The organism is Scytonema sp. NUACC21, from assembly GCF_054684315.1.
Map to the genome: position 1 here is coordinate 72,310 of NZ_BAAFZH010000066.1, position 11,978 is coordinate 84,287.

Genomic DNA, 11,978 nt, shown 5'->3' on the forward strand with positions numbered 1-11,978 from the left:
AAAGACAATTATCTTGCTATTGATAATTCCGCATCCGTATTTGAAGATGTATATCCAAGGCAAGCGCATCTTGAATGCTATTGACAAGAATAACAATCTATCTGTTGGACGCAGTTCTGTTTTTTCAGACTATTGCAATTCACGATAATTATGAACTTTGCTTAACAATTATCATGTTGAATCTTAACAATCCAAGCGATAACTCCTGATGCATTTAGCAGCAAAAGCCTACGTTGCAAACAATTTATAAAATCATATTCTTGTCAATGATTGTTAAGATGTGTTTACCCCGGTCGTATATGTATATACTAATTATCTTGTTCTTTTGCCGTCAACGAATATGTGTTCGCTTTATGGATTTTTTATACATAATGGGAGATATGTGTTGATACTTTAAACAGGAATTTTAACTGTATCTGTATTTATAGCCTCATCTTTTTGTACTGATTTTAATTGATACAACCTTAGCCATCCTTTCCTACGGAATTTGATGGGAAGAAGATAAGCAGGGGTATCATTTTTCTTCCCCTGCCTCCCCTGATTATCCGGACAGAATTGTCTGATTGTGTATTTTAGAGAGCAACTCCAGTTAATTTAACCTTTGTTGCAATTGGGGTTGGAGTGGTTGTTGAGCGTCAAGCACTATTCCTGGGTAATCCCTATTGACTACCACTTGTTCGTGTGGTGCAGAAGTATCTTGCCATAGAACCCAACGACTACCGCTAGGTAAAGAAGAGAGAGTTAAAGGATTTTGTGTCAGCCAGATTAAGGGGGAGTTGGGACGTAGTGTACTAGCGTCTTCATTAGATGCGATCGCTGCTAAGGTTTCTTGAACAACACGTTGACCCCTGATTAACCCTGTTGATGCTGTCCACAGTGCTAGCTGCATTTGCTGTCGTGCGCCATAGAAGTACAGTGATGCCCCAGCAATCACTGCTTGTTCAAAATTCTCTTCATTCCAATTGCCAGCACTATCCAGAGCAATGATAATTTCCTGGCCACCTGTAACCACTTCTAACTCCCGCACTCGGAACTCTCCATAACGGGCAGAAGTGCGCCAATGGATGAGACGAATGGGGTCTCCTATATGGTAAGGACGCAGGGAGCGAGTTAGCCCTTGGGTGGCTGTCTGTAAAGGTCTGCCACGGGGGTCACCCCTTTTACTATCTTCCTCTCCCATTTCATCTATAAGGGGACAGGAGGTAAGGGGTAGTATTTTGGGGTAGACAATTGCCATGACAGCAGCATCACGAAAACGGCGGCACCAAAACAACCCTAAGGGAGCACCACTTACCAATTCAACGGATTGCCAGCGATAGATCCCCCGCCGCTTTGTTGGGTGGTGATATACCCAACGATAATGTTCTCCAATGGAAATTTTTTCAATTGACCTCTGTACGGGCTTTCCTAAAACAAAGGGCAGCATATCCTGAACTTGCAGCAGAGTTACAGGTTGTTGTGCCTGATTGAAAATTTCTAATTCAACCGTGAAATCGTCTCCTGCTGTCACTGGTTCGATAGGAAGACGTTTCACAACCAGACCCAAAAGCGATCGCGGTGGTAAGACGACTGCCAAGCCTAACAAAGCAAAACTGACACCGCTGATGGCATAAAGCCAGCCAGCCATTGTATTAATTCCAGCCGCGAAAAAACAAATAGCAATTCCCATTAACACCCAACCACTGTATGCAGGGGCACAAGCGCGGGTTTCCAACCAGTTAGTGATATTTTTAATGATTTTCATGTAAACCAAGCTAACCCACAAATCTTCAAATTGGCATTACTTAAGGGTTTCCCTAAAGACTTGATGAAGATAAATTATGAAACGAGTGGATTAACTGAGGATGGGATTAAATTAGTACTCTAGGTAAGTTTACGGTTAATTTAGGTAAAACCAGTTAGTTTTGTCTTGGCTGAACTAACCGTTCCTGTTTATTCCACATCTACCCCAGGAAACTCAAATGGATAACGATTTAACGTCGCGGTTTAAGAATGCAAAAATACCCCATCTACCACCACCTCCGCCAAATCACCTCCTGCAACGAGTAGAGCAAGTTCCAAACAAGACCATCTCTCTCTCTATTCAACAATTGGTACGCGATGCTTATACTCAGCATGCCTCCGACATCCATATTCGAGTAGGAGAAGTTCCCCGCTTTCGGATTCGGGGTGAAATGGTTAGCTATGAAAAAGCCGGGAAAGTTTCGCCAAAAATGTTTGAGGCTTATCTAGAAGAGATTCTGTCTCCTTCTGCAAGAGAAAGGTTTGCAGAAACTAAAGAACTGGATACCGCAATTTATTATCCTGAATTCCTGCGCTGTCGTGTTAATTGTTTTGAAACCTTAAGTGGTGGCGCAATGGTATTGCGGCTAATTACCCTACAGGTACCTTCTATTGATAGTTTGGGTTTGCCACCAATCCTTAAATACATTATTAGTCACAAACAAGGATTAATCTTAGTTACAGGACCAACTGGCTCAGGAAAATCGACAACTTTAGCAGCTATGATTCGCCATCTCAATGAGACGGTGCAAAGACACATTGTCACTATAGAAGATCCCATAGAATACGTTCATACTTCTCAAAAATCCCTGATAAGCCAACGGGAAGTAGGCTTGCATACCCATGAATTTCATCAAGCTTTGCGGTCAGTGTTGCGGGAAGACCCAGATGTTATTTTGATTGGTGAAATGCGCGATCGCATTACTGTTGATACCGCTTTGAAAGCAGCACAAACCGGTCACTTGGTTTTAGGAACTCTCCATACCAAAAACGCCATTGGCGCTATCAATCGCTTGCTTAACATTTACAACCCCGAAGAGCAAGCAGCCATGCGGGTGCAAATTGTGGACTCACTAGTTGCGATCGTTGCCCAACAGCTGCTTCCCACAACCGATGGTCGTCGCGTAGCAGCCCAAGAAATTCTCATCAATACACCTGCAATGCAAGATTACTTGCTCAAGGGTGAAGAGGTAGAAGCATTCCAACTCATGGAAAGCAGCACCGACGAAGGAATGCAGGTCATGAATCACGCCCTTTGCGAATTGATGCTAACCGGTCAAATTAGTATTGAAGATGCTGTCAGTGCTTCACCCGACCTTGGTGACTTGCGTCGTCGCGCCCGCAATGACGGTTTCGACCCATCTCGTTCTACAAAGCGGGACTTTCAGGGGAGTTATAGTTACAATCCTCGATAAGGGATTGTAGTTGGTCATTTGTCATTGGTCATTTGTCAATAGTTAATAGTTAGTAGGTAGTAGCGAACAAACAACTACTAACTACTAACTACTAACCACTAACTATTAACGCTTCGCCAACTTCTTCGTCATCTTCCGCAGACGGATAGATTGGGGAGTGACTTCCACCAATTCATCTGGACCAATGTATTCCAAAGCACGCTCTAGACTCATGTCTACAGGTGCTTGTAACTGAACCATTGGCTAAATTGGCAGGTGGTGTCGCCGTTATCAAAGTAGGCGCTGCTACTGAAACCGAACTGAAAGACAAGAAGCTGCGCTTGGAAGACGCTATCAACGCTACCAAGGCTGCTGTTGAAGAAGGTATCGTTCCTGGTGGCGGTACAACACTGGCTCACCTTGCTCCTCAACTTGAAGAATGGGCAAATGGCAACCTGCGCGGTGAAGAGTTAACTGGTGCGTTGATTGTTTCTCGTGCCTTAACAGCTCCTCTGAAGCGCATTGCTGAAAACGCAGGTCAGAATGGTGCTGTCATTGCTGAGCGCGTGAAAGAGAAAGAATTCAACATCGGTTACGATGCTGCTAAAGGCGAATTCGTCAACCTGTTGGATGCTGGTATTGTTGACCCAGCTAAAGTAACTCGTTCTGCCCTACAAAACGCTGCATCCATCGCTGGTATGGTGTTGACTACCGAATGTATCGTGGTTGACAAGCCCGAACCAAAGGATAATGCTCCTGCTGGCGCTGGCGCTGGTATGGGCGGTGGTGACTTCGACTACTAAGATTCTTTTCGGGTGGGGAACCCCCACCTTTCAACAAACAGCTGCTTCCCTCACAGGAGGCGGCTATTTTTGTAGGGTGGGCACTGCCCACCATTTTCATATTTGTTTTTTATTAAGATTGTTGTTGAATCAGGCAGTGCCCACCAGCCTTACAGCTTATTCTGCTACTGATACATAAAACCAATTCTTTGCTACTTGTCTAGCAGAAAAATAATAATTCTTATTATCACACAAAGCATTTATTACTTTGATTGTTTCTTCATCATGTGAGGACTTGTCATAAGGATCGTAAACGATACGTTTATCTTGTAGATCTAAGGTTTTGTCTGAACTATATATAAAACTTGTTTGTATACCACCAAAACCATAGTTAGCAACCAAAAATTTTACCACCAAGGCTTCGGCATCTTTGCGACGAACCAAAACACCATCGTAAGCAGTAGAAGTGTGTACGCCCTGTGGCAACTCTATGCCCCTTGGCATACCCAATCCATCACATCCTAATAAATTATTCCGCCATAAATTTGGAAAATTTTTAACTTCAGCAGCCGTAGGAGGTTTTTTATTAGGGTTTCGTCTACTCATTCTGCTTATGTCTTCTTCTGACAAAGGCTTTGGCATTATTTCTCCTGTTGCGATCGCTGAAACTATGGCATTACGGTTTTTAGCGTATAGTAAAAACTCCACTTGAATGGGAGAAATATAAGTTGATAAAATACATGTGGACAAAATTATCGCGAGAGGAATAGCAGTATAACGTCTTTGTTTCCACCTTTTCAGAAGGTAAAATACAGACCAAACTAATCCAAGGAGAAGAATTAGCAATGCCAAGAGAAAGACAATATTAAAAAGGAAAATTGCTGCCATTGTTAGTTGAAACAAGCTGGCAATTAAGATAATTACAGCTATAAGAATACTGAAAGGTATTGGTTCAATTAACGTCTTGTTCGATAGAAAACAAATAAAAAATCCTATTTCTAATATTAGTAAAGTAATCCATGGTATTAAGTTCATAGCTATTTTCCATACATTTTTTAGTAGTTAAAGGTCTATTTTTTCTAACTCATGCTAAAGCTTAGCAAGCCCTGTATATTGCTTACTCAGTAAAGTTACTGAATTGTCTATAGAACTTACAGCAGATTTCTATTCTGATGCATAATAAAGTCATTCAAAGTGTAAATTAATTATTTTTTCCATTATTAGGCAATATGCGAAAATCTTTTACTATCATAAAACGGCATCCCCTGTAATAGACTCAAGTAGAGAATTAAGATTGCTGTTGAAGTAGTTACCAATGTATGAGGAATATTTTTTTATTAAACCGCGATAGCGTTCGCGGAGCGTGCGCTTTGCGCTTAGCGTGCGTGCCAGCGCATAGGCGCTAAGGGCACGAAGGAAGAAAAGTGCAAGAGATAAGGTGCGTTAAGTACGTCGGCTTTATTAAATCACTCTTTGTTTGTAGTAGCGCTTTAGCGCCCTGTATAATGCACCTAAATATACTGTTCAATCAGCTTTTTCATTCAGGAGAATAGACGATGCAAATGTTTTTCCGTTGTGTTCTTGAGTTTTTAGAGTTTGAATAATGTACTCAATTATGCTATCTAAATTTTTCCTGCGACGAATCAAACGATTCGGATCGAGATGACCGTATTTCAAAATTTCTTTTATCTGTTCTCCCATTCCAGTTAGGTAAGTTTTTAGTTCTTCTTCTCCCTGTTCTCTTAAAATTTGCCTACATTGAGCTAAAAGAGTTTCACCATTTACAAGATTCTTACTTGTAATTTTTGGCTTCTTGGAACTTGCTTTAGAAAACTCCTGTTTCTTGTGTATATTCAAATTTTCAGCTATATGTCTTTCTACGCTCTTTGCCAGTTGTGGCTCTGCTTCTATAGCGTCTGCGACTGCTCTTAATAAATTTACAATTTCTGTAGCGTTCATGTTATTATCCTACTTTTTCAATAAATTCTTGAGTCAGTTGAAGCAACGTATTATGTAAATCATCATATTTTTGTTTATATGTTAACTTATTATCAGAGTAATAATCTAAATTCTCTGCTAATTTTGCTCTTTCAGAAATTTGAGTTTTAAATGCTGGAGGTAAGTTTTTATTTGTTATGATAAATTTGACAAATTGATTGTCATTTTTTCTGGTTGTGTTATATCTAGAAATTAGAGTAGCTAACGGCTTTAAATTATGCCCATTGTCTTGATTAAATTTCTTAATATGTTCAAGTAATAAGTGTAAACCAAGGATTGACATTCTATTAGGTACACAAGGTAAGATACAAGCATGGCTGGCTAAAAAAGCGCTTTTCACTACCTTGTTAATAGTAGGTGGACAATCAATGAGAATATAATCATAATTTCTTAAAATCGGCTTTATGAGTACAGATATCAGGTTTATTGGTGTCAACCCAATATTGAAATAGAAATCAGGTGGTAATTCTTCTTGAAATTGAAATAGTATGGGACTGCTTGGTATAAGATGTAAAAAGTTTTTATAATTATTTTTGACAGTAGAAACATTATGCTTAACTATAAATTCTTCATTTTTAGCATGCTCTAAAAAGTCAACTGGATTTTTGAAGAGATAGGGTAAAGTCAGCTTTCTTTTTTCAAAGTCTTTATACCAAGCCTCCTCTGACATTAAAGCATTGGTTAAATTAGTTTGAGGATCGAGGTCGATAGCAAGCACACGTTTACGATACGTATCGCCTGCTAAGTACTCTGCTAACGCCATAACAAGGGTAGTTTTGCCAACCCCACCCTTAAGGTTACAAATGCAAACAACTTTAGCCGTCATAATTCTTGCTTAACCGATCGCTCTTAAAGGCTACAGTTATAGCATTCCCAGAAATTCAGCTAAAGTAACGAGCCTGACTACCCAAACTATGAATCAAAACGATTTCGATCGAACACCCCTATACACCTTAAATCCTCTCACGTGCTTCTGTGATAGAGTAGCAGACTACGTGAGATACCGACCAAGTTACCCAACAGCAGCAATTGATGTCATTTTGGAGGGGCTAGCATCGCCTGAACAACTTGTAGCTGCTGATATTGGTGCAGGTACGGGAATTTCCTCACGTTTGTTAGCTGAACGAGGTGTCAGTGTAGTTGCGATCGAACCCAACACAGCCATGAGAGAGGCGGCTGAACCATCACAGAACTTACAATTGAGGGATGGAACCGCAGAAGCCACCAACCTAGCGGATGCATCTGTTGATTTAGTGACCTGTTTTCAAGCTTTTCATTGGTTTCAACCCGAACCAAGTTTATTAGAGTTTCGTCGCATTCTCAAACCAACAGGAAGACTGGCTGTAGTTTGGAATAACCGTGACAAAACCGATGAATTAACTGCTGGATATAGCCGCCTGATACGTGAAGCATCAAGGAACCATCCAGCTGAGTCGCGGATGCAGTCGGTAGAACCACTGCTATCCACTCCTTATTTTAGGAATCTCCGGGAATATACGTTTGTCTATCGGCAACAGTTAGATTTAACTGGACTTATTGGTCGTGCAATGAGTTCTTCCTATGTTCCCCGTGAAGGGGAGGTGCATCAGCAACTCATATCAGGGTTGCAGGAATTGTACCAGCGCTTTTGCGATGAGCATGGCTATATCTACATGGTGTACTGTACTAGCATCCACCTTGCAGAACCGTCATAAGGTTCATACAAAAACCCAAAGGCGTGAAGAAGTGATTTATGGAGTAAATCTTGCATTTTTGCGTGAGATTATCCTTTGTTCGTCTCTATATAATAGTGGGTTGATAAATGCCGAAACCACTTTATGAAGGTTATTGTATCAATAACCCAACAAAACTAGTAAAAGAACGATTTGGAGATATTAATATTTATGCTCAAAATGCCAAATCACTGCTGAATAAAGCGACTGGTTTTATTGGTGCTTATGATTTTACGTTAAATCCTTACCGTGGTTGTCAATATGGATGTAGTTATTGCTATGCTGCTGCGTTTAGCCCCGATTCCCAAATGCGTCAAGATTGGGGAAAATGGGTCATCATCAAGGAAAATTCTGTCGCAATTTTAGAAAAGGAACTGGAAGCATGGTATAAGAAGACCCCTAATAAACCTCCTAGTATTTATATGAGTAGCGTCACAGACCCCTATCAACCAATCGAGTCTAAGTATCAATTAACTCGCAGGTTATTGGAGGTCATGCTTGAATACTGTCCAACACTAGTGATTCAAACTCGCAGCCCAATTATTACCAGAGATATTGATATTTTACAACGATTTAAACGGTTGCGGATTAATATGAGTATTCCAACGGGAAGTGAATCTGTCAGAAAGGATTTTGAACCCCGTTCCCCTAGTATAAAAGCCAGACTGAATGCCATACTTAAAATTAAGCAAAATATTCACCCTTTAAAGGGTTTTGTTCCAAAACTGTCTATAACTATTACACCTTTACTTCCGACATTACCAATTGATGAAGCTGATTTTATTGCCAAACTCAATATTGTAGATAGGGTTGTTATTCAAGATTTTCACCCAAGCAATCGGAGTTCTCTTGTGGCTTCAACTCGCCAAGAAGCTGAGGAAATTAAGAAAAAATACGATTGGTGGTATAAGGATCGACAAGTAAGCTATATGAGATTTAAGGAAAAATTGGTTTGCCAACTTCCTGGTGTAGAAATCAAGGAGGGTAAAGTTGGTTTCGGATATGAGTAACAGGATTGCGAATTGGTGGAGAAGCCAGCAGTTTAAATTGGCTCTTCAACTAGGTAACAAGCGTCTTGCAGTAAAGCTGTTGCAAGAAATTCAACAATCGGGTGCAAAGCTATCTTGGTTGGAAAAGCTATTTAGGGATAATCTTCAGTCTGAAAGTTATTTGCAGCAATCTAAAAGAGAGTTGGCTTCTTTAAGTGCTCAACTCAACGAAGCATTACAGCGCTTGGAGAAATCTGAGTTTCAAGAGGCTTTAGATAAGATAAATAACAATATATTAGCTCCCGACAAAGAATTTATTATTTATGTTAATAAAGTTTTTCAAATTGTACAACATGATGAAAATAAACTTCAAGTTACTGGGATAGATGAACGTATATTTGAAGATTTTGAAGTTCGGCTAGTGGAATATCTTCAAGAGGAGTTCAGCAAGGTATCTGAAAAGCAGCTATTCATCAAACTTCAGGATGCTCTAGAAGATATTAATAGCTTAAAGAGTGGACAAGACCCAAACTATAGTTTGAGCATGACTCCACACGTCTATTTTATGAAATATTTTTTAGAAAATATCTATTGCATTTACTTAGCCTGGTTTCTCATTTACCAAGCTCGTTTGCTATCGACTGATATCAAGATTCTTGATATTGCAGCAGGTCCAGCAACCGTTGCTTATGGTTTAGCTTTGTTTCTCCAAAGCACTAGCGGCTTTTTTCAAATCCCTCAAATGCACATATCATACTATTCTTTAGAGAAACAAAATGCCTTCCAATTCCGGGGGCTTCAGTTTTGGCGAAGATATATAGAATCCGGAAAAAACCCAGTAAATGCTTACTTCCGTTTTGTGACTGCTGACCTCTTTACTTGGAATCCTCTATCTAGCAATATACCCAAGGATTTTTTTGATTGTATAGTTATTTCTCATTGTTTTTTTACCGATTCTGAAAAAAGGGCTCAAGCCAATAATACCTATAAGCAAATAATTTCTGATAGTTTAAAGCATCAAGGATATGTTCTTTTAATTATTCAAGATAAGAAGCTATTTAGAACTTACCAAGCCAAGCAGAGTGAAGACCACGAGCAGGAAAAAACTTTAGTGAAAACTTTTATAGATGAGCTTGGGTTAGAGCTAGTGTGGTATAAGTATCTCACATCAACCAACTTGAGAACTCCTCTTGGAGGTGTTGAGTTTACAAAATACGCTAAAGAAAACTTACCCAAACAATTGTATATGAGTTCAATACTTCAGCAGTATTTAAGTCAAAAGTATGAGTCTAATTATGTATTAGATGATTATATAATTTTGGCAAGAAAAATAGTATGATACCAACTTGATATGAAGCTGCACATAATTTTTACCCCTCCTAACCTCCCCTTTATAAGGAGAGGAAATTCGATTTCTGGTTTCCTCTGTTGATAAGCTACGGTGTACACGTGTGAATCATCAGCTGAATTCTCAAACTACGGCACAATGTCCAGACGGGTGGCATGGCAAACTGAACTTAGTGTATGCCGATCGCCAAGGTGCAACAACCCTCATTTACAATCAAAGCCAAGCACCATTTAAGGTGCAACGCCCATTATACCCAGAAGGGCAACGGGTTTGTCATAGTGTAATTTTACATACAGCGGGGGGTGTAGTAGGTGGCGATCGCCTGTCGTGCAATGTTCATCTCCAACCCGATGCTCAAGCACTGATCACAACAGCAGCAGCAAGTAAGATATACCGTAGTAACGGCATCCAAGCAAGACAAAGTATTGAGATACAGGTTGATAGTGGTGCTTGTTTGGAATGGTTACCCCAAGAAACAATAGTTTTTAACGGTGCAATCTATCGTCAAGACTTGCGGGTAGAATTAGCAACAGGTGCTAGCTGGATTGGTTGGGAAATCACACGATTTGGACGCAGTGCCAGAGGAGAGAAATTTTGCCTTGGAGAGTGGCGATCGCATACGGAAGTTTGGCAGCAAGGTATTCCTTTATGGATTGACAGGCAATGGTTACCGGGTAGTGAAGAAGTTTTCCACAGCCCTCATGGATTGGCAGGGCAACCGGTAACAGGTAGTCTAGCTTATGTTGGACAAGAGGTTTCACCTGATTTGATAAAGACGGCGCGGAATCTCTTTACCCCCTACTCCTTGACAGATGCACCGTGGCGCGTTTCTACAAATCCTCCTGCTTCAGCTGGTGTGACTCGTCTTTCATGTGGATTATTGTGTCGATACCGTGGTTCTGCAACAGATGAAGTGAGAAACTGGTTTACAGCTGTGTGGCTACTGCTGCGTCAGTCATTGTTGGCGCGTGGTGACTGCATACCACGAGTTTGGCAGATTTGAACTGCACCAGACGCAGAGTAGCGGAGAAGAAAGAGGTAGGAGATGCAACTTACACCCCAGGAGAAGGATAAACTGTTAATTTTTACTGCCGCACTGTTGGCGGAAAGACGTAAGGGAAGAGGTTTGAAATTGAATTATCCAGAGGCAGTGGCTTATATTTCTGCCGCCATTTTGGAAGGTGCCAGAGATGGGCAAACTGTTGCAGAGTTAATGAGTTATGGAACCACACTGTTAACACGGGATGATGTGATGGAAGGAGTACCGGAAATGGTTCATGAAGTCCAGGTGGAAGCAACTTTTCCTGATGGGACAAAGTTGGTAACGGTGCATAATCCCATAAGATAAATTTCAAGCAAAGGCGCAGAAGAAGTATGATACCAGGGGAAATCATTCCACGATTCGGGGACATTGAACTGAATGCAGGTCGTCCTAGTGTGAAATTGCGAGTGTCAAATACAGGCGATCGACCGATTCAAGTTGGTTCCCACTTTCACTTTTACGAAGTCAACGCTGCATTAAGTTTTGATAGAGAACAAGCGCGGGGAATGCGTCTTGATATTCCCGCAGGAACTGCAGTTCGCTTTGAACCTGGGGATGAAAAAGAAGTCACTTTAGTCTCCTTAGTGGGTAGCCGTCAAGTCTATGGCTTCAACGCCAAAATTAACGGACAACTCGACACTTAAAAACTCTTTTCCATCCGCCTTAAGAGTGCGGTTCAATCTTTTTGAGGGCTTAACAATGAGTTACAAAATGGATCGTCGTGCATATGCCGAAACCTTTGGTCCAACAGTGGGCGATCGCATCCGATTAGCTGACACAGAATTATTTATCGAAGTTGAACGAGACCTGACAAGTTACGGGGATGAAGTAAAATTTGGCGGTGGTAAAGTTATCCGTGACGGGATGGGACAGTCGCCTATTTCCAATGCCGATGGTGCAGTAGATTTAGTAATTACCAATGCTTTGATTC

11 protein-coding genes and 3 pseudogenes are annotated in these 11,978 nt (G+C 40.8%); 9 read left to right on the forward strand and 5 right to left on the reverse strand.

The features are described 5' to 3' along the window. Positions 1-589 precede the first annotated feature (589 nt). Positions 590-1,744, reverse strand: a complete 1,155-nt coding sequence (locus ACYRY3_RS11645; protein WP_460201831.1) for a DUF58 domain-containing protein — start codon at positions 1,742-1,744, stop codon at positions 590-592. A gap of 217 nt (positions 1,745-1,961) precedes the next feature. Here ACYRY3_RS11645 and ACYRY3_RS11650 point away from each other — a divergent pair, with 217 nt between their 5' ends. Beyond that, positions 1,962-3,197 (forward strand): type IV pilus twitching motility protein PilT, encoded by a 1,236-nt coding sequence (locus ACYRY3_RS11650; RefSeq protein WP_460201832.1) that lies wholly within the window; start codon positions 1,962-1,964, stop codon positions 3,195-3,197. A gap of 105 nt (positions 3,198-3,302) precedes the next feature. On the opposite strand, the pseudogene ACYRY3_RS11655 reads toward ACYRY3_RS11650, so the two are convergent. After that, positions 3,303-3,437: pseudogene (locus ACYRY3_RS11655) on the reverse strand (hypothetical protein); the annotation flags it as partial. Here ACYRY3_RS11655 and ACYRY3_RS11660 point away from each other — a divergent pair. Continuing rightward, positions 3,431-3,979 (forward strand): annotated as a pseudogene (locus ACYRY3_RS11660) (TCP-1/cpn60 chaperonin family protein); the annotation flags it as partial. The pseudogenes ACYRY3_RS11655 and ACYRY3_RS11660 sit on opposite strands and share 7 nt — an antisense overlap. A gap of 156 nt (positions 3,980-4,135) precedes the next feature. On the opposite strand, the gene ACYRY3_RS11665 reads toward ACYRY3_RS11660, so the two are convergent. The 3 genes from ACYRY3_RS11665 to ACYRY3_RS11675 all read right to left on the reverse strand — a co-directional run bounded on the left by ACYRY3_RS11665 (position 4,136) and on the right by ACYRY3_RS11675 (position 6,782). Next, positions 4,136-4,993 carry a hypothetical protein gene (locus ACYRY3_RS11665; RefSeq protein WP_460201833.1) on the reverse strand — a complete coding sequence of 286 codons (858 nt, stop codon included), beginning with the start codon at positions 4,991-4,993 and terminating at the stop codon, positions 4,136-4,138. Positions 4,994-5,482: 489 nt separating this feature from the next. Continuing rightward, positions 5,483-5,917: a hypothetical protein gene (locus ACYRY3_RS11670; protein WP_460201834.1), complete on the reverse strand. Its 435-nt coding sequence runs from the start codon at positions 5,915-5,917 to the stop codon at positions 5,483-5,485. Between the two features lie 4 nt (positions 5,918-5,921). Continuing rightward, positions 5,922-6,782: a ParA family protein gene (locus ACYRY3_RS11675; protein WP_460201835.1), complete on the reverse strand. Its 861-nt coding sequence runs from the start codon at positions 6,780-6,782 to the stop codon at positions 5,922-5,924. Between the two features lie 88 nt (positions 6,783-6,870). On the opposite strand from ACYRY3_RS11675, the gene ACYRY3_RS11680 reads away from it, so the two are divergent. The 7 genes and pseudogenes from ACYRY3_RS11680 to ureC all read left to right on the forward strand — a co-directional run. After that, a complete protein-coding gene (locus tag ACYRY3_RS11680; RefSeq protein ID WP_460201836.1) occupies positions 6,871-7,650 on the forward strand; it encodes a class I SAM-dependent methyltransferase in 780 nt (259 codons plus the stop codon). A gap of 107 nt (positions 7,651-7,757) precedes the next feature. Continuing rightward, the gene (locus ACYRY3_RS11685) at positions 7,758-8,678 is read left to right on the forward strand and encodes an SPL family radical SAM protein (protein WP_460201837.1); all 921 of its coding nucleotides are present in this window, start codon (positions 7,758-7,760) and stop codon (positions 8,676-8,678) included. A 79-nt stretch (positions 8,679-8,757) separates the two neighbouring features. Beyond that, positions 8,758-9,996 carry a photosystem II assembly protein gene (locus ACYRY3_RS11690; protein WP_460201838.1) on the forward strand — a complete coding sequence of 413 codons (1,239 nt, stop codon included), beginning with the start codon at positions 8,758-8,760 and terminating at the stop codon, positions 9,994-9,996. 112 nt (positions 9,997-10,108) lie between these two features. After that, positions 10,109-11,008 (forward strand): urease accessory protein UreD, encoded by a 900-nt coding sequence (locus tag ACYRY3_RS11695; protein WP_460201839.1) that lies wholly within the window; start codon positions 10,109-10,111, stop codon positions 11,006-11,008. Between the two features lie 42 nt (positions 11,009-11,050). Continuing rightward, positions 11,051-11,353 (forward strand): urease subunit gamma, encoded by a 303-nt coding sequence (gene ureA / locus ACYRY3_RS11700; RefSeq protein ID WP_460201840.1) that lies wholly within the window; start codon positions 11,051-11,053, stop codon positions 11,351-11,353. A 26-nt stretch (positions 11,354-11,379) separates the two neighbouring features. Then, positions 11,380-11,691, forward strand: a complete 312-nt coding sequence (locus tag ACYRY3_RS11705) for an urease subunit beta (RefSeq protein ID WP_460201842.1) — start codon at positions 11,380-11,382, stop codon at positions 11,689-11,691. A 55-nt stretch (positions 11,692-11,746) separates the two neighbouring features. Next, a pseudogene (gene ureC, locus ACYRY3_RS11710) lies at positions 11,747-11,978 on the forward strand (urease subunit alpha); the annotation flags it as partial.

What these genes read in the sequence shown, in the direction of transcription:
- ureA (WP_460201840.1), top strand. Translation starts at nt 11,051, where the DNA reads ATGCAACTTACACCCCAGGAGAAGGATAAACTGTTAATTTTTACTGCC.
- ACYRY3_RS11680 (WP_460201836.1), top strand. Translation starts at nt 6,871, where the DNA reads ATGAATCAAAACGATTTCGATCGAACACCCCTATACACCTTAAATCCT.
- ACYRY3_RS11685 (WP_460201837.1), top strand. Translation starts at nt 7,758, where the DNA reads ATGCCGAAACCACTTTATGAAGGTTATTGTATCAATAACCCAACAAAA.
- ACYRY3_RS11675 (WP_460201835.1), bottom strand. Translation starts at nt 6,782, where the DNA reads ATGACGGCTAAAGTTGTTTGCATTTGTAACCTTAAGGGTGGGGTTGGC.
- ACYRY3_RS11705 (WP_460201842.1), top strand. Translation starts at nt 11,380, where the DNA reads ATGATACCAGGGGAAATCATTCCACGATTCGGGGACATTGAACTGAAT.
- ACYRY3_RS11645 (WP_460201831.1), bottom strand. Translation starts at nt 1,744, where the DNA reads ATGAAAATCATTAAAAATATCACTAACTGGTTGGAAACCCGCGCTTGT.
- ACYRY3_RS11665 (WP_460201833.1), bottom strand. Translation starts at nt 4,993, where the DNA reads ATGAACTTAATACCATGGATTACTTTACTAATATTAGAAATAGGATTT.
- ACYRY3_RS11650 (WP_460201832.1), top strand. Translation starts at nt 1,962, where the DNA reads ATGGATAACGATTTAACGTCGCGGTTTAAGAATGCAAAAATACCCCAT.
- ACYRY3_RS11670 (WP_460201834.1), bottom strand. Translation starts at nt 5,917, where the DNA reads ATGAACGCTACAGAAATTGTAAATTTATTAAGAGCAGTCGCAGACGCT.